General features: G+C 33.7%; 20 protein-coding genes and 2 pseudogenes. 7 read left to right on the forward strand and 15 right to left on the reverse strand.

Translation table 11 applies throughout. The features are described from left to right. Nucleotides 1-49: 49 nt before the first annotated feature. Nucleotides 50-163, forward strand: a pseudogene (locus BDR01S_RS25720) (SDR family NAD(P)-dependent oxidoreductase); the annotation flags it as partial. Nucleotides 164-278: 115 nt separating this feature from the next. On the opposite strand, the gene BDR01S_RS09965 reads toward BDR01S_RS25720, so the two are convergent. Further along, entirely contained in the window at nucleotides 279-1,796 is a 1,518-nt protein-coding gene (locus BDR01S_RS09965) for a hypothetical protein (RefSeq protein WP_157406137.1), read from the reverse strand. 529 nt (nucleotides 1,797-2,325) lie between these two features. On the opposite strand from BDR01S_RS09965, the gene BDR01S_RS09970 reads away from it, so the two are divergent. Continuing rightward, the gene (locus BDR01S_RS09970) at nucleotides 2,326-3,102 is read left to right on the forward strand and encodes an NAD(P)H-dependent flavin oxidoreductase (RefSeq protein WP_235846538.1); all 777 of its coding nucleotides are present in this window, start codon (nucleotides 2,326-2,328) and stop codon (nucleotides 3,100-3,102) included. A gap of 167 nt (nucleotides 3,103-3,269) precedes the next feature. Here BDR01S_RS09970 and BDR01S_RS09975 read toward each other — a convergent pair whose 3' ends face one another. After that, a complete protein-coding gene (locus BDR01S_RS09975) occupies nucleotides 3,270-3,767 on the reverse strand; it encodes a GNAT family N-acetyltransferase (RefSeq protein ID WP_066253913.1) in 498 nt (165 codons plus the stop codon). A 167-nt stretch (nucleotides 3,768-3,934) separates the two neighbouring features. Further along, a complete protein-coding gene (locus tag BDR01S_RS09980; protein ID WP_066253910.1) occupies nucleotides 3,935-5,161 on the reverse strand; it encodes a phospholipase D-like domain-containing protein in 1,227 nt (408 codons plus the stop codon). A gap of 43 nt (nucleotides 5,162-5,204) precedes the next feature. Between BDR01S_RS09980 and BDR01S_RS26650 the strand changes: the two genes are divergently transcribed. Together BDR01S_RS26650 and BDR01S_RS25310 are read left to right on the forward strand one after the other, a co-directional pair. Further along, a complete protein-coding gene (locus BDR01S_RS26650; RefSeq protein WP_082797378.1) occupies nucleotides 5,205-5,327 on the forward strand; it encodes a YjcZ family sporulation protein in 123 nt (40 codons plus the stop codon). 23 nt (nucleotides 5,328-5,350) lie between these two features. Beyond that, a complete protein-coding gene (locus BDR01S_RS25310) occupies nucleotides 5,351-5,476 on the forward strand; it encodes a YjcZ family sporulation protein (protein WP_157406138.1) in 126 nt (41 codons plus the stop codon). Nucleotides 5,477-5,501: 25 nt separating this feature from the next. On the opposite strand, the gene BDR01S_RS25315 is transcribed toward BDR01S_RS25310, so the two are convergent. From BDR01S_RS25315 to BDR01S_RS10000, 5 genes are all read right to left on the reverse strand, one after another. Beyond that, nucleotides 5,502-5,657, reverse strand: a complete 156-nt coding sequence (locus tag BDR01S_RS25315) for a hypothetical protein (RefSeq protein ID WP_157406139.1) — start codon at nucleotides 5,655-5,657, stop codon at nucleotides 5,502-5,504. A 232-nt stretch (nucleotides 5,658-5,889) separates the two neighbouring features. Further along, entirely contained in the window at nucleotides 5,890-6,117 is a 228-nt protein-coding gene (locus BDR01S_RS09985; protein ID WP_066253907.1) for a hypothetical protein, read from the reverse strand. A gap of 236 nt (nucleotides 6,118-6,353) precedes the next feature. Continuing rightward, nucleotides 6,354-6,848, reverse strand: a complete 495-nt coding sequence (locus BDR01S_RS09990; protein WP_157412969.1) for a DUF6241 domain-containing protein — start codon at nucleotides 6,846-6,848, stop codon at nucleotides 6,354-6,356. A gap of 369 nt (nucleotides 6,849-7,217) precedes the next feature. Beyond that, complete coding sequence (locus BDR01S_RS09995) at nucleotides 7,218-7,544, reverse strand: YnfA family protein (RefSeq protein ID WP_066253902.1); 327 nt, start codon at nucleotides 7,542-7,544, stop codon at nucleotides 7,218-7,220. 436 nt (nucleotides 7,545-7,980) lie between these two features. Beyond that, nucleotides 7,981-8,565, reverse strand: coding sequence for a nucleotidyltransferase family protein (locus BDR01S_RS10000; RefSeq protein WP_066363137.1), 585 nt, complete (start codon nucleotides 8,563-8,565; stop codon nucleotides 7,981-7,983). Between the two features lie 378 nt (nucleotides 8,566-8,943). Here BDR01S_RS10000 and BDR01S_RS10005 point away from each other — a divergent pair, with 378 nt between their 5' ends. After that, complete coding sequence (locus tag BDR01S_RS10005) at nucleotides 8,944-9,498, forward strand: helix-turn-helix domain-containing protein (RefSeq protein ID WP_066253899.1); 555 nt, start codon at nucleotides 8,944-8,946, stop codon at nucleotides 9,496-9,498. An 85-nt stretch (nucleotides 9,499-9,583) separates the two neighbouring features. On the opposite strand, the gene BDR01S_RS10010 is transcribed toward BDR01S_RS10005, so the two are convergent. The 6 genes and pseudogenes from BDR01S_RS10010 to BDR01S_RS10030 all read right to left on the reverse strand — a co-directional run bounded on the left by BDR01S_RS10010 (nucleotide 9,584) and on the right by BDR01S_RS10030 (nucleotide 13,699). Then, on the reverse strand, nucleotides 9,584-9,781 hold the full coding sequence (locus BDR01S_RS10010; protein ID WP_066253896.1) for a hypothetical protein: 198 nt from the start codon (nucleotides 9,779-9,781) through the stop codon (nucleotides 9,584-9,586). 121 nt (nucleotides 9,782-9,902) lie between these two features. Then, nucleotides 9,903-10,262, reverse strand: a complete 360-nt coding sequence (locus BDR01S_RS10015; protein WP_066253894.1) for a hypothetical protein — start codon at nucleotides 10,260-10,262, stop codon at nucleotides 9,903-9,905. Between the two features lie 427 nt (nucleotides 10,263-10,689). Continuing rightward, nucleotides 10,690-11,062, reverse strand: a pseudogene (locus tag BDR01S_RS26245) (hypothetical protein); the annotation flags it as partial. A gap of 24 nt (nucleotides 11,063-11,086) precedes the next feature. Next, nucleotides 11,087-12,100 carry a DUF3231 family protein gene (locus tag BDR01S_RS10025; protein ID WP_066253890.1) on the reverse strand — a complete coding sequence of 338 codons (1,014 nt, stop codon included), beginning with the start codon at nucleotides 12,098-12,100 and terminating at the stop codon, nucleotides 11,087-11,089. A gap of 684 nt (nucleotides 12,101-12,784) precedes the next feature. Continuing rightward, complete coding sequence (locus BDR01S_RS25730; protein WP_095251033.1) at nucleotides 12,785-12,934, reverse strand: hypothetical protein; 150 nt, start codon at nucleotides 12,932-12,934, stop codon at nucleotides 12,785-12,787. Between the two features lie 426 nt (nucleotides 12,935-13,360). Further along, the gene (locus tag BDR01S_RS10030; RefSeq protein ID WP_066253887.1) at nucleotides 13,361-13,699 is read right to left on the reverse strand and encodes a winged helix-turn-helix transcriptional regulator; all 339 of its coding nucleotides are present in this window, start codon (nucleotides 13,697-13,699) and stop codon (nucleotides 13,361-13,363) included. A gap of 105 nt (nucleotides 13,700-13,804) precedes the next feature. Here BDR01S_RS10030 and BDR01S_RS10035 point away from each other — a divergent pair, with 105 nt between their 5' ends. Then, complete coding sequence (locus tag BDR01S_RS10035; protein WP_066253884.1) at nucleotides 13,805-14,662, forward strand: pirin family protein; 858 nt, start codon at nucleotides 13,805-13,807, stop codon at nucleotides 14,660-14,662. Nucleotides 14,663-14,742: 80 nt separating this feature from the next. After that, nucleotides 14,743-15,138, forward strand: coding sequence for a DoxX family protein (locus tag BDR01S_RS10040; RefSeq protein ID WP_066253880.1), 396 nt, complete (start codon nucleotides 14,743-14,745; stop codon nucleotides 15,136-15,138). Between the two features lie 275 nt (nucleotides 15,139-15,413). Here the strand turns inward: BDR01S_RS10040 and BDR01S_RS10045 are convergent, their stop codons facing one another. Continuing rightward, a complete protein-coding gene (locus BDR01S_RS10045; protein WP_066253877.1) occupies nucleotides 15,414-15,932 on the reverse strand; it encodes a YfiT family bacillithiol transferase in 519 nt (172 codons plus the stop codon). Nucleotides 15,933-16,076 lie beyond the last annotated feature (144 nt).

Below are 16,076 nucleotides of genomic sequence, written 5' to 3' on the forward strand. Positions count from 1 at the left end.
AAACGTTTGAAAAGATAGAAAAAAATAATATGGAATTGCTTGGAGAAATACACCCGGCTTTACCACTACCGACCTGAATGGCAATGTTCCAGGAGGCAAAACACCTGTGGAAGGTGCACAAATCATTGTTAACTACGCCTTAAACGAAACAAACGTGAGTTAAAAAAATGATAGTAAAAAGACCAAAGTACACGTTTGGTCTTATTGCACCTATAATTTAAACATATTGTGCTGTGTCCCAGTCCATAAATATATCTCTAACAAATTGGCGTTTCTTTTTATTCTGTGAGCCAATTATAGATTTCTAATGTTGTTTTTTCTAGATTACTTTGTCCATTTAAATAATATAGTGGCGTCTTTGTTTGACTCAATTCTTTCATTATTTTTTTATAAAATGAATGAGCAAAAAAGGATGTATTAATAAAGATTGCATCTACTCGCTTAATCTTTGAAATATCTCGATTTTTCTCATCAACTTCAATAAATTCAACTTTAGGTAAATGCTCCCTTAATTTTAATTGCCAACTTGGGGACCCTCCAAAAATGATGATTCTTTTAGACTTAATCAATTCGAACATAGTTTCCAAAGGTGGCGTTTTTTCTAAATCTTTCTTTTCTTCACGATAAACAAAGTCTCTAAGTACATGAACTTCATTGGTGTAATCATCCATTCTTTTCATTTGCTGCTCTAGTTGACGTATTTTTGCTTGTGCTAAACAAAGTTCAGTTGTTAATCCATTGATTTCTCTCTGCTGATTTTTAAAAGTAGATTCCCATTCCCATTTCTTTCGTGATAACTTAGCTTCTTGTTCTTTTATTTGCTTTTCCATCGATTTCATTTCAAAGTAATAATCATAGTTTGAATGATCTAAATATAGTTTCTTTGTATCTCGATAAAGGGAGCTAACACATTTAAGATACAGGCAGGTAATAAAAAATAGATCTTGTTCCTCTTTAGAAATGTAATTATATTTTTGGGCATATAGAATTTCCAAAAAAACCATATCTAGATCTTTTTTCGTCAAAGGTATTTGTTCAGCTGCATCTAACTCATGAATTTTAAGTGTTTTCAGCCATCCACCTAAAGCTCCGATATATTTTGCAGGAGAAACTTGAAATACCCTTTGCTCTGCTTGTTCCGAGGGGCAATTGGGATCAAGGGCATAGATTCTTTTTAGGTTATCGCTAATTAGATACTCCAGCAATGTCCCTAACGAATTAAACCGCGGATTTTTTGGTATGTTGTATTTCTTATATAGCAAAGTAATCTCTTCCTTGTGTTTTTCAATCATATCCCTGGAAAAAATAACTTTTTGTAATTTAATCTCATTGATCGTTGTACATAATACATCTTGAAACGATTTCCACGCAACATTTCTCGTATTGAATGGTCTATCTTCTCTAACACACAGATACCACAAGACAACATTTTGATAAACCAGTTCGACCTCTTTTACCATTTCACTCTTTTTCTTTCTTGAAAAAGTTCGCATAAAATGTTCGAAATCAATAGATGAATGCTGCTGTAGATATTGATATACAAATTTGTAGCCTTTTTTGATTAGTTGATTGATATGAGAATGATTATTATTTTGTTCGGACCAAGCAACAATCCCTGCCACTTGCCTAATTCTTTCCTCACTTTGAGTGGAGTACAAAGAAAATAATGGATTCCCTATTAATCCACTTCTTTTATACGCCTCATAATATTCCCATTCATTTTTACGGTAAAAAGTTTCAATGTACGGATGTAAATAGGAATTTCCACCTAATGCAATGATTAAAAATTGGTTCAACATGATTGATTCTTGCGGAAGAGTCTCTATTTGATACGCCATTGTCATTTCACCTCAATTAAGGAGATTATCCTTTATTAAATATTAGTAGTGTAGTTAAGCTAATTTCATCATGTTGAATGTGTTTAGTAAATAATACCACAACATTGTTCACAAAAACTTAACAAAACTTAACGAAACTAAACAAAACTTAACGACTTGTGATATAACTCATATGTATTGGCAAGAAGAGATGGGTTTTCATAATCTACTTTCCAAAACCGAGTGAATTAATATTTAAATTTCTTCTTGATATATTCCTAATTTTAACGGCTTTAATTTCAGCGATATTTGAAACTCCTGAAGTTTTTCAATATCTTTAAAGTAGTCATTTATGTCACCATCTTAGTGTTTGAATATTCAATCTACAAAAAAAGAGATATGGTAGAGTTAAATTGAATTACGAGGTGTGAAATTATGTTAAATAATAAAATGAAGCGAGAATCAAATAAAATTATCAAATCAGATCTTAGACCCTATTCGTCAGCAATTGCATTTACACCAAAAAGATGGCTTTGAAATACCTAATTTTAGAGAGGTTTTTGAAATATTTACTGAACAAATTAAGGTTGTAATGGAAGAGAATGTCCCTATTTGTTCCTTTACTTTTGGCATTCCTTCTAAAGAAGTGATTGCTGAATTAAAACAAGCTAACATTATTCAGATGGGAACCGCTACAACCGTTAGAGAAGCAGTTGAAAATGAACTAGCAGGAATGGATATTGTTGTTGTTCAAGGTAGTGAAGCTGGCGGACATCGGGGGAACTTTATCGATGGGAATCAAGAGAGTTTAGTTGGTTTAATGTCACTAATCCCGCAAGTTGTTGACAATGTTAGCATTCCTGTTATTTCTGCAGGAGGAATTATGGATGGACGAGGTCTGATGGCTTCTATTTGCTTAGGTGCAAAAGGTGTACAAATGGGGACTGCTTTTTTGACTTGTCTTGAAAGTGGAGCACATAAAGTACATAAAGAAGCAATTCTTAATGCTAACGAAGATCACACTGTTTTAACTCGTTCATTTTCTGGTAAATGGGCACGGGGGATTAAAAATAAATTTATTTTAGAAATGCAGAAGAACGAAAAGTTACTACCAGATTTCCCTGTTCAAAATACATTAACCCAAGACATTAGAAAGTCTTCTGCAACACAAAATAATCAGGAGTTTATGTCACTTTGGTCAGGTCAAAGTCCAAGATTAGCCAAAAATCAAACCGTTGAATCATTAATAAAAAGTATTATTGGAGAAGCTCAAAAATTAAATTAAGGAATATAACGATTTTAATAACTTAAAGACTTTTTAGGATCCTCCATTTATTACAGGAATGCTACCCGTTTATATGAGAGAAAGAGATGACTCTTCCACAAATTATGTCTATTCTCTTGCTCCTGGTTACTAGTAGGTTTCACAATTATCCGTTTAGGGTAAAAGAATTAATTCATACCGTTTCTTAATTTGACCATGTTATACCAGCTGACTCCGCCATGTTTTGATTCAGATAGGCCATGGTTAACAAAACCAAGCATTTCATAAAATGAAACTAATTCCTGTTTACATGTTAAAGTGATTCCATCTCTTTCATTTTCTAAAACAAGCTCTTCCATTTTCCGAATTAAAATCTTTGCAATTCCTTGATTTCTAGCCTGTTGGGACACTGCTAATCCTAAAACACTCTGATATCCTCCCCTTTTAGGATTCTTTTTGATTTCCTTAAAGAGATCATCAGTTATGTAAAGTTGATTAATTATTGGTCCATTAATATAACCAAGTATTTCCCCTTCCTTTTCTGCCACAATAAAGGTATCAGCTATCAACTGAATCCTCTCCACAAATGCTTCTTTTGTTGCAGCTTCTTCTATTGAAAAGCCTTCATTCTCAATAATTAACAGCTGTTCTATATCTGTCGTTTGAACATTTCTTAAAGAAATCATCTTGTCTATCACTCCTTTTCTAACTGGAATTGACCTAAAAACAATAATAGTAATAATTTTAGTACAATAAGAAAGCCACCATTATGGCAGCTTATCTTTACATAGCCTAAATAAAAAAAGAGAATAAACTGCAGTCTCCTACTACTTAAAATAAAAATACTTAGTTTTTACAAATAATACTCAATCATTTTTGCAAACTTTTCTTTCAGTTTTTCTTTTATAGATAAGTGATTGACGTCAGTGGATGTTACTCGCTTTGAATTTCGGATGTCTTCATTGATGACTGGCATTATTTTAGAAATAAAGACAGGGTCATGGATATAGCAGTTCATTTCTTCATTTAAATGAAACGAGCGCGAATCAAAATTTACGGTCCCTACCATCAATACGTTTTTATCAATTAAGAATACTTTACCGTGTATCACTCCCTTTTTATAACCGTATACTTCTATTCCCTGTTTTAATGCTTTTCGAATATATGGATACGATGCCTCTTTAACTAACAGTGCATCCGAATGAGGTGAGAACAGAATTTCAACACGAACTCCTCTTTTTCTTGCATCCACTAATGAGTTCCAAATAGTTCTGTCATTTAGTATAAAATAAGGTGTTACTATAATTATGGACTCTTTTGCTTGATGAAACAGCATTGCATAATCTTGCCCAAGTTTTTCTCCGCTATAATATGCAGTAAATCGATGCGAGGTTGCTCCCTTTTCCTTTGTCGCGCTGTGTAGAGGAATCTGTTGCTCTGTGTTTTTCTTCCAGTCTAACACAAATTGATGTTCTAGATCTTGAACTCCTTCTCCTCGTATTTGAAGGTGATAATCTCTCCAGTGACCGAGTTTTACTTTTTCTCCTAAATACTTCTTGCCAATGTTAAATCCGCCAATGTATCCAATCCTTCCATCAATAATTGAAATACGGCGATGATTCCGACGATCCAAAGAAGCAAAAAGATAAGGAAAAGCAGGCTTATTATAATACGTAAAATGCACTCCTGCTTTAACCAATAATTCTCTTTCCCTTTTCTTTAGTAAAATTCCACCCAGCCTGTCCACTGCATAATATACTTCTATACCTTCCTGGCTTTTTTGTCTCAATAAATCTAGAAATTGATGACTTACTTTATCATCTGCAATAGAGAAAAAGTTGATATGCACGTAATGTTTTGCTTTCCTTATATCTGAGAATAATTGATTGTTTAACTGCTTCCCGTCCGTATACATAGTAATATGACTTTGACGAATCGGGTAGTGAATGGGCTGCTGGTCAAATACCATCCTTTTTTCGGCTGCTGTTCTGTCAATTTTACCCCAAACAAGCAAAACATAACATGCGCCGATAAATACAATTAGGAGTACTTGAAGGATTTTCAGTATCTTTTTCAGCATATGCTATCTCCTTTATATATTATCGTTTTCATCCTGATAGTTTTTGCTATCGGGACAAAACTATCCCCTTAGCCCTCCATGGAGCGGATGTTTCGTAAAAATTGTTGTACTGTTTATTCCACTTATTATCGTATGTTCTGCCTTTGTTGGTCGAAGATATTATTAATTTATAAAAAAGGGGGATTTTACATGCTTGGTTACTGCGGATATGGTTACGGCGACCGTTCAACATTCGTTCTAATTGTCGTATTGTTCATGTTCCTAGGTCCGTTAGAGCTAGAGGAATTCCATTTGCGGCTTTTCTTGATTCACTAAAAGTTGTATTCGACTCATCTTAAGGTCAAAAATTATTGAGTCCGAAAGGATTTTCTGGTGGATATTCCTCTAACTTATCAGCTGTTCTTTCATCTGGTGAAGTCGCCCCAGATTTTTTGTCAAAATAAATGGCTATTCCAACCAATATAATGATAGGTGTAAATATATAAATCCAAATCATCATAACCCCTCCAAACTAACCAACGAATTACTAATATGATATTACTAATTTATCTTTTTTTTACAATATTTTTTAACAAAACTGCCCCGTTACCTATAGAAGAAAAGAGCATTACCCGATGTTCCAGTAATGCACCAGATAGTTTAAGTACAATTCTTCACAATCTTTCTTTCAAAATATAATCCATTTGTTCGTATGCCTTTTGCCTACCACTCTGAAACACTTTAGATGTCTAAAGTGTTTTTTCAAAACCGTTATCGAGATTTTGCTTCGATATTCCATTTTCAACTTTTTTTATTTCTAAATCTAACTTTTTTTGTTCTAATTCCATTTCTTTGATTTTTAGTTCATGTTCCAATTCCATTGTTTTTCTTTTTAATTCATATTTCTTTTTGTTTTCATGACCATAATAAAGGAGACTAAGCCCTATAATAATTGTAATGTAGAACCACCAATCCAAGAAATTTCACCTCGTTTTTAATTTAGTCTCTGTTATTTCAAATAGCTACAAAGTTTGGCTAACATAGCCAATCCTATAATGGTTAATAACAATACCTGTATCTTAAACTTTAACATTAAATGAAGTGAATTTGGACTATATTTCCAATAATCTTATTAAACTAAACTATCCGTTAGTTGAAGAACACTTGCTCCAATAACCGTATAAACAGGAGTGATAAAATAAAAGTTGGTATCTTATCGAAAGTTTTGTTCAATAAATTCTTGTTCTTCTTCGGGTGTCAATAACTGTGTCGCAACTCCGATTGTCCCGGTTTGAAGTGAAAGAATTTCGTTGTGTGCTTCGACCGCATTTTCGAAATTCCCTTCGTTCCATTCATCCAAGAATCGTAAATAAACGTCTTCGTGAACATAATCCGTTTCGTCTATTGTTTTAAGCAATTCGTCAATTCTTCCGCGCGTCATTTCGGTCGACCCTACCTTCATATCTGCAGCAACTTTTTGGTGAGTCATACGGTGAACAATCCATTGGAATTCGGCTTCGGTAGGAACGTAAATTCCTTCAGTGATTTTTGTTTCAAGTTCGGCTTCGTTTTCAATATCCGTGTCAAGCGAAGCTTCGGTTCCCACTTTTTCTTTCCAGTCACTAGTCATAGCTTGATATATTAGCACACCGACGACAATGACCCCCAATACACCAACAATCGAAATACCAATCAAAAGTCTGTTCAAAAATTTTCCCATTTACCCAACTGCCCCTTTTATACTTATCACTATTTTATTTCTTATGGATACGAACACAACAACCCGAACGTTAAAGACTGTCACTTAAAATACCAGTTCCTGTCCCTTCTTCTTTATGTATTATTTGTTTTGTCTTAATTCCTAAAGTAAAGACAAGAACACAACATAGTACAACGGCTGTCCCACATAACTTATTCAACGCTGCAATAAGCGGTTTTATCAGCAATTTTTTGGAGTAAATCAGCGGAAATCAAGGTTCTATAGAGAGAGATGTATTTTTTCAATCATATCCAACATATCTTCACTGTAGCGTTTAGGTCCTACAAAGGAAACGGGTGAAGCAATGGTATAAGAAATTTATTGACGTGGGGCAAACAAGATGACCGAAGCACCAATTAAACATATTCCTGCACCCACCCAATCATATAAATCAGGTGTTTTTTTATCTATGGCCCATCCCCATAAAACAGAGAGCACGATAAACACTCCACCATAGGCCGCATAAACTCTACCGAATGATGGAAAGGTTTGAAATGTAGCTATTATACCGTATAAAGCTAATGCTATCCCTCCACTTATTCCCCAATAAACTGGCTTACTTTCTCTTAACCATAACCAAATTAAATAACCTCCGCCAATTTCAGCTAATCCTGCAAGAATAAACAAAATAATTGCATTAAAAATTCAGACCACTTCCTAACATTAATCAATATTCAAAGTATAACGTACTCTTATTCAATTTTCCTGCTTCGTTGGAACAAGAAAAAGGAGCCGCATCTACAACTCCTTGTTTCGCGAAAGTACCTCGTTAAATTAAGAATAAACTTAGAATCGGAGGTAACAACATTAATATTATTGAAATGGAAATAAGGACATTTGATACTTTTACTGAAAGTTTTTCACGTCTTATATTTTACCACACATTTCCAAAATTTTATTCAACTGAACTTTAATCGATGTATTGCAAGGAAAAGGTAATCAGGTTGACCTAAATAAACGGACCTCGGCCTCCAGTTTTAAAGCACAAATCCTCCCTACTGGAATTGTGCTTTTTCTTTGCTATTTGTACGGTTCACCGAATTAGAGAGAATACTTAAAACTATAAAATTTAGAATATATATCATCCTTTATAATAATCAATGGCTTTTTGGTAATCCTCAAGTGTATCAACATCCATTAAGACTCCCGGATCATCTACATTCATGTATTTTTTTTCGAAACCTCCTAGGACCGCACGCAAATTACTTTCTGGATTGGTTTCGAGGATTTTCTGTTTCACTTCGCTCGATAATTTGATTGGGTGACCGCCTTTATAGTTGAAGCTGGGAATTACAACGTTCCCCTCTTGTTTTTCTAATAGATGAATCGTCTCTTTTTTAACAAGCGGACAATCTCCGGGTGTAATAAAAAAGGTTGGTTCAGTTAATTCGCTGCACCCCTTTTGTATGGAACTAAACATTCCTTGATTAAAGTTTTCATTATAAACAAATTGGATCTGAAAGGAATGGGCATTTTTACTGCCGAGTTTTGCTATTTCCGCTTGGATGATTTCTGATTGAAACCCGGCTACGACGATGACTCTCCTGCATATTCCTTCAAATTTAGATACCGTATGCTCTATCATTGTCATTTTCCCCAGGGGCAAAGTCATTTTATATGTATTCGCTCGGCTGGAATAGCCAGCAGCTAGGATGATTGCTTCCATTTTTATCACCTTCTACCTATCGTTGAGTTTTAATCCTAGTCCCAAAAGATCATTCGTTTAATGTTAGGTAATCAAGTTTTTTGGGGATAACAGACTCTAGGTACTTAGAATATATGAGATGAATGGTATGAATATTTGTACTTTATATCCTATCCCTATCTTTCTAATAATATGGATACGGCACTTTATAAAAGGAACAAAGCCATATTACCATATTAAATTTACTTCTATCTCTTGTTAACAACATTTGAAACATGGAGCCAAAATATCTACCCCTTTGATTGTGTGTTATAATGTCCAAAAAAGACAATATAACGATTTATGTTTTATTGTAAATTTCAGACGTTATATTGTAAACAAAAATTTAGGAGTGCTCTTATGGAAGAAATAAATCTAATCATTGCAAAAAATTTAAAAGCTTTTAGGGAAAGGAAAAAGTTAAGCCTCGAAAAAGTCGCAGAGATTACCGGGGTAAGTAAAACAATGATTGGTCAAATCGAAAGAGGTGAATCAAGTCCAACAATTACAACCATATGGAAAATTGCAAATGGATTAAAGATTTCTTTTACCTCTTTAATCAATAATCCGCAACCAGATACTAAAGTGATCTTAAAAAATGATGTTCAAACACTTTTTGAGGATAATGGAAAATACAGACTTTATCCGTTTTTCCCCTTCGAAGAGGATAGACGATTTGAAGTTTATTCTGTTGAAATAGAAGTAGGTGGATTTCTTAGTTCGGAGTCGCACCGTGAAGGAACTGAGGAGTTCTTAACTGTTTTCGAAGGTGAATTAACTGTACAGGTAAATAACATTGAGTATACAGTAAAAAATGGCGATTCTATCAGATTTATGGCGGACAGACCTCATACCTATTATAATTCTGGTGGCACATTATCTCGATTAAGTATGGTTATCTACTATCCAAATTAAAACCCCGCTCAATAAACGGGGTTTTTACCTTTGCATTCTTACTCTTGGAACAAGGTCTAAACTTAAAACATTAAACAGACACCAATCAAGATATCAATACATAAACAAAAATGAGTAGTAAGCCTGTCATATCTAATGCAAAATCCGCTACTACCCCAACAATTAAAAGAATTTTAATCCAAATATTTTCATTCTTAATATCTTTGTATGCTTTTATCATTAACCAACCCAAAATGCTGATTCCTGTTAAGACCATTAAAAAGCCAATAATCTTCAATATCATATATTTTTCCTTCACTTAAAAATGCTGACCAGTTCTATTGGTCCTGATGTGATTGACTAATAGTGGAACTATGCAATCCAGAGAGTTAGCTGAGGAAATAAGTTACTCATTGATATAATTGTTAATCCCAGCCAAACCCCAGTTTGCCTTCATTTATTTTACTTTTGTTCCATTCTAAAATACCTTCTCCTTCTTCAATACCTTGTTCTTCCATTTCCTTTTTATAAAACTCGATAATTTTATTACGTATTTCATTTTCTTGGGGTAAATCTACGATTAAAGAAGTAGCATATGATCCACCTTCATCTTCTATTCTTTCTGGTTCATCTAGAATACCGATAACATTTACCTTTGTTGCACCAAGTTCATAGAGTTTGTCAACAAATTTAATTGCATTTTCAGTTTCTCCAAACCTATTAGTAGCTAAAGCTGATGGATTGTTGCTGTTTTTAAGCCATTCTAATGCTTCAAATGATTTCATTAAAGACACTCCTTAAGCAATTGTTTTTACGGTTGTATTGTATAAATCCTATTATAATTTAAATCAAGTCTTACTAAATTACTCTGCTTACGTTAGTGCAATAAGCAAAAAAATCCACCAAAATGGCAGCTGAATCTTAAGCTCTTGCACCCGTTTGTTTAAGTACAATCCTTCACAATCCGAATGCAAACGATAGCCCTTATTTACAGTAGTGAAAATAATTCAAAATTTCCTTTTATCTTTTGTTTTAAAAAGATATTGAAGCCATTTTAGAATTTTTAAGGAAGTGTTTAACATCACTTACTAATTCTTAATTAGAACCGAGTAGTTTTAACTAATTCAATAAAATTATCCATTAATATAAAAAACCGCTTATCAGCGATTTTGACTAAATGTGAAAAGTTCTAAAAAGCTCTTTTCCCATTCAAACAGGTCCGATTAGTACTCCAAGTAGTCGAAAATTAGAGGAATAAATACATCCTACCGTAACAAAGTACGCTGATAGTACAAAGGGTAGAAAAGAATATCTTTCTTTTCCTCCACCTGCATCTTTAAACGCATCCCATATCGCAAAGAAATACAAACAAGGGTAAAACATTAACCACTGATAATCAGCTTGTATAATCGCTTTTTCAATCTCTCCGTGAAAACTTAAAATAATAAATTCGTTAAAATTAGTTGGACATTCACCAAAAATTTTAAAAAAATGAGTATAGTACTTATATATATTTCTCATTCAGAAATTGTCCGAAACCCCGAAGGGCAATGGTCCAAAATAACACTTCCTTTTCATTCGCCACATCATTCTAACCCTTTGCCAATTCTTATCGATCTTCTACCAATGGTGGTTGCTCAAGCCAGCGATTCTTTATCATGATATGAATCCAATCGTTACTAATCTTTAAATCAGCCATTATTGCCATCATGTACTTTGATGATAAATCACGTCTTGATGCGAATGCTAGCCCTGTTCCATAATAAATCATTGCCGTCGACGTTAAAAATCCAATTTGGAACATCAATAGCTTTTCAGAAAACGGTGATACCGTAGAATCCGTAATTTCAGCATCATAAATAGGTGGACTTGGAACATTTTCTGAAAGTAAAACCTCATTAAACATTTTAATATTCTCCTCTGCCATTTTTATTGCTTTCAGTAAGAAATTTTTAACTTTATCAGACTTTGCAACTTGATGGGCGGCGACTACAAAGGCTTTAGCAAATGTACTTTTTTTCGAATTAAAGTAAATATTAGTAAGTTCAACACAACTTAAAGCTCTTTTTTCTCCAAACCAACCTGTTAAATAATTGTTATCATCTACATATTCTGAGCTATCGGGTGGATTCACCACAGGAGGACGATGATACACACCTTTTTCTAGCATAATATCCTTTGTTCTGTTACATAATTCAACCGCACTAGCATTACATTCAGTAAAATAATTACGAACATCCAGTCGTGTACATGTAGTTATTGCTCCACTATACCCATGACAACCATGTAAAGACATGATGTTTAGATATTTTAAACACAAAATATCAGAAAAAAGTCGGGGGGCATTTGGTGTATAGTCATTATCCTTAAATCCAATAGGAATTGGATAACCTTCACTCCTAAAAAATTCTTTTATCTTTTCTATATGCTTCGTACTTAGGGACATTGCATATTCAAACGCACTTCTTATATCATTATCCTTCAGATGTTCCATCATATGTTTGTGAATACACATACTTGCTGTTTCGTTTATATACTGCGTCCAAAGTGCGGCAATCTCAGCGGAAGTTAATTTAGCATTAGATGAGTTATCCAATTTAAACACCTCAATGTTTTTATTCATAAGGTGTCCTTTTCACTACTTAGAAATTCAGATTATAGAGGAATATTTCATTATTAGCTTAATTAAAGTGGGAATTCAAATTACACAATCGTTAGACAATATACTCATAAGATTAAAAAATTTATTAAGAGTTCCTTCTGTACAAAAGTTGTATTTCTATAAGTATCTCTAATTTCACATTGTTTTCGGTGGGCATAAAATGCTCACCTTTTTTATTTAATTAAACTTGCCGTAATGTTTTTCAATTTCTTTGTTATAAACTAAACTGTGTAATTTTATTGAACTATTCTGCTTCAATAGTTGAAAAAGGGACAGTTCTGTACTGTTATCGCATGCGATAGTTGCATAAGTATTTGAAAAAATAGCCTGTATATATTTGAACGATGAATAACTTACCTATTATTTTGTGTTTGTTTGCACCATATACAGAAAATTGGGAAAAACGTAATCAAAATCGTAACTAAGTTTATAAATTCATCAAAAAATACGTTAGAAACATTGATATATCAACAATTTAATAGATTGCAGTTTTTTAAAATTTAGGTATTTTTTTTCAATTATTTTAAATTATTCTAGATTAGTTCTTACGATGAATACAATGTTTCTTAACTATCGCAATTGAAAAAAGAACTTCGAATAAGAAAAACATAGGGAGATTTTAGTCTTCCTATGTTTTTCTTCATATTATTTATCTGTTTGTTTTTGCTTCTTTTTCAAATACTCCGCACGCATTTTTTCAAGTTGCTGCTTTTTATCAAATTTGGCAGGCGTCTGTTTTTCATGAAACTTCGTCACAGCTACCTGACCTTTGTAATCCAATTGATATTTTCCCACTTTGTACACCTACTTTTCTTGTCTTTAAAGAGAATCTATTCAACAAATATAATATACCTTATTTTACTGAAGTAAACCTTATTACTTTATTAGTGTACTGGTAACTTTGCATATATCAGTAAAAACATTAAAAACTTAGTAAAATAAGTCATCGCCAAATGGTATTCATTTCATTGCTATAATCAAAATAAAATGCCTTGACAAATCTACATCCCCGGTATTTTTCTCCAAAAAATCACCCCTTGTTATTAACTTTTCTACTTATATCTATCCAAATATTACCTTATTAAACTAACCTGCTCCGTTAGTTCAACAAGAAAAAAAAGATCGCCCCAGCGACCCTCATTTTTAACTCTTGCACTCGTTAGTTAAAGGATAAAGTTCAGAAAATGTATTTATGTTTTCATAATCATAAGGAAGGAAATGTTAATCCATTGTATTTTTCAATTTTCTCTTTTTATGTTCCATACTCCACTCGTGCATTGAATCTAAAATCGGCTTCAATGTCATTCCATACTCAGTTATAGAATATTCCACTTTAGGTGGGACTTCACGATATACCTCTCGACTTATGAGCCCCTCCTCCTCTAGTTCTCGTAATTGATTGGTTAGCATTTTGGGGGTAATGCCTACAAGTGCTTTTTTTAATTCTCCATATCTCATTGTGCCTTCCGACATTAGATACAATAAGATGATAGGCTTCCATTTCCCAACCAAGATGGAAAGAGCATCGTGTACTTTACAAAATTCAGGTTTTATTTTCATCTTTACCTCCAATAGTATCCTTTTAGATACTATATATCTTCAAAGTGCATACTTATATAATTGATTTTAATGGTTTATTATGATTATGAAAAGGAGGCAATTAAAATGAATACCGAAAATATTAAACGTCGTGAAATAAAAAAAGTATGGACAGTAACCGAACAAAAAATAAGCAATATTCATACCGCCAGTCCTATCCTTGCACCTGGCAACTGGGTAGATTATGATCCGTTCTTATTATTAATGGAAGATAAATTTCAAAAAGGAGCATTTAGTGAGCATCCTCATCGTGGTATAGAGACCTTAACATATATCATTGACGGAAGGCTTAATCATTATGACAATGCTACGGGGGCAGGTGGAATCCTAGAAAAAGGTGACCTTCAATTGATGACTGCTGGTAGAGGAGTGATCCATAATGAATCACCACTTAACGGTGAAACAGTTCATCTTCTTCAGCTTTGGGTTAATCTACCTCGTAAATATAAAATGGTAAAACCCCGTTATCAAAATATGCACGCAAAAGATATGCCTGTTCATCAAGAGAACGGTGCCTTAATTCGAGTATATTCAGGTACGTCTGGAGATATTGTATCGAACACCCTGAATTACGCACCTGTCACGTTTGTAGAAATGGTGTTGCAAGAAGGAGCATCCATTAGTCAAGACCTTCCTGGTACCTATAATGGCTATATTTATGTATTAGAAGGAAGTGGATCATTTGGTGAAAATAAACTTGAGGCGAGAAAAGGGCAAGCAATGTGGCTAGGTTCCGCAAATGATGGGGAAATGAGCAGTATTCACATTTCTGCAAACGAAAAATTACGTCTTGTTCTTTTTGCAGGTGAACCTCTCAGAGAACCTGTTGTAGCATATGGACCTTTCGTAATGAATTCAGAAGAAGAAATTCGACAGGCTTATCGGGATTATCAGGAGGGTAAATTCGAATCTCCAGTAGATTAAGGATTTATAGAAATAGTCGAATGAATTTGATTAACTCATCAACGAACAAACTAAATAAAGATAATTAAAGGAGTAATAAGATGATAGGGTTTGGTTTATTGTTAATTCGCTTAGTAATTGGATTGTCATTTGTAGCTCACGGAGCCCAAAAGTTATTTGGTTTTGGTGGCGGCGGTTTAAAAGTAACTGGTGCGCATTTTGAAAAATTAGGAATAAGACCAGGGGTAACAATGGCGTTACTCGCTGGGCTATCGGAATTAATAGGTGGAGCTATGTTTGCGTTAGGGTTACTTACCCCACTTGCAGGCATTGTGATTGCAGGAACAATGGTAGTAGGGATTTTAAAAGTTCACGGACCAAATGGTTACTGGATTACAAAGGGTGGATATGAATATTGTCTTGCTGTATTAGTGGTCGCAATAGGTTTAGCGCTTACGGGGGCAGGACAATATTCACTCGATGCTATTTTATTTTAAATTAAATCCATTTTTAACGGCATATGTTTTGGTTTCAAGGAATCAGACGCTCAGAAGCTAATTCTGAGCTTTTGTTGTGATACCATCATAAAGCATTTCTATACTGGTTAAAGGGTCTTTGTATGGGACAGGCAGCGACATTCTTTATTCAGCTAACCTGGCCCGATAGTCGAATAAGAAAAAGAAGACCAGCTATTCAGAAATAATGTTTCTTCTTTTTAAAAAACTTATAGAAATGCAACCGTTACTTTAAGTGTAATCGTTCAAAAAATCCTTTACCAACCCTTACCATTACACAAGGAAGTAATATGTGCAAGATGATGTCTACCATGCCAAGCATAAATTCCTATATTTTTACCTACTGAAACTTCACCTGAATCTGGATGGATGAATGTCTTTTCCATATCAGGAGGAGTTAGATTACGTAAAAGATTGGTCCAGCGTTTGTGTAATGTTTCGAGAAGTATAAGTGAAGTATCAATTGGCAAGTTATAATCAGATAGTTCCGCCCATTTCGTTTCGTCATATGGCTTAATTACAGGATTTTCTTCCGTAAGAGCCAATTTAAAACGAACGTAGGCATTCATATGACTATCTGCAAGATGATGTATTACTTGTCGAACAGTCCACCCACCAGAACGATAAGCTGTATCAAGCTGTTCATTATCTAAGTCTTTTACAACATCTCGTAATGATCTTGGTAATTCTTCAATCTCATTTATCCAAACACTTGTAACACTGCTAGTAATTTCATCATTAAATTGAAAAGTGCCAATTGGGTATTTCCTATCCATCTACTATTCCCCCTAAAAATTCCTTGGTTTTTGTAGCTAACTAAATCAATCGTTTAAAAAATGTAATTCTACATCAATTTCTCTAATTCCTTTACACCTTAAATATTATTCACCCATCCTGCCCTTTAGCTCAACAAGAAAGCA

The organism is Neobacillus drentensis NBRC 102427, assembly GCF_001591445.1.
In the GTDB taxonomy this organism is placed as follows: Bacteria; Bacillota; Bacilli; order Bacillales; family Cytobacillaceae; genus Neobacillus; species Neobacillus drentensis.

Bases quoted from the DNA above. Each gene is read 5' to 3' on its own strand.
- BDR01S_RS09975 (WP_066253913.1), bottom strand. From the start codon at position 3,767: ATGATTTCTTTAAGAAATGTTCAAACGACAGATATAGAACAGCTGTTA.
- BDR01S_RS09980 (WP_066253910.1), bottom strand. From the start codon at position 5,161: ATGCTGAAAAAGATACTGAAAATCCTTCAAGTACTCCTAATTGTATTT.
- BDR01S_RS25310 (WP_157406138.1), top strand. From the start codon at position 5,351: ATGCTTGGTTACTGCGGATATGGTTACGGCGACCGTTCAACATTCGTT.
- BDR01S_RS25315 (WP_157406139.1), bottom strand. From the start codon at position 5,657: ATGATTTGGATTTATATATTTACACCTATCATTATATTGGTTGGAATA.
- BDR01S_RS10000 (WP_066363137.1), bottom strand. From the start codon at position 8,565: ATGGAAGCAATCATCCTAGCTGCTGGCTATTCCAGCCGAGCGAATACA.
- BDR01S_RS10005 (WP_066253899.1), top strand. From the start codon at position 8,944: ATGGAAGAAATAAATCTAATCATTGCAAAAAATTTAAAAGCTTTTAGG.
- BDR01S_RS10010 (WP_066253896.1), bottom strand. From the start codon at position 9,781: ATGATATTGAAGATTATTGGCTTTTTAATGGTCTTAACAGGAATCAGC.
- BDR01S_RS10015 (WP_066253894.1), bottom strand. From the start codon at position 10,262: ATGAAATCATTTGAAGCATTAGAATGGCTTAAAAACAGCAACAATCCA.
- BDR01S_RS10025 (WP_066253890.1), bottom strand. From the start codon at position 12,100: ATGAATAAAAACATTGAGGTGTTTAAATTGGATAACTCATCTAATGCT.
- BDR01S_RS10030 (WP_066253887.1), bottom strand. From the start codon at position 13,699: ATGAAAATAAAACCTGAATTTTGTAAAGTACACGATGCTCTTTCCATC.
- BDR01S_RS10035 (WP_066253884.1), top strand. From the start codon at position 13,805: ATGAATACCGAAAATATTAAACGTCGTGAAATAAAAAAAGTATGGACA.
- BDR01S_RS10040 (WP_066253880.1), top strand. From the start codon at position 14,743: ATGATAGGGTTTGGTTTATTGTTAATTCGCTTAGTAATTGGATTGTCA.
- BDR01S_RS10045 (WP_066253877.1), bottom strand. From the start codon at position 15,932: ATGGATAGGAAATACCCAATTGGCACTTTTCAATTTAATGATGAAATT.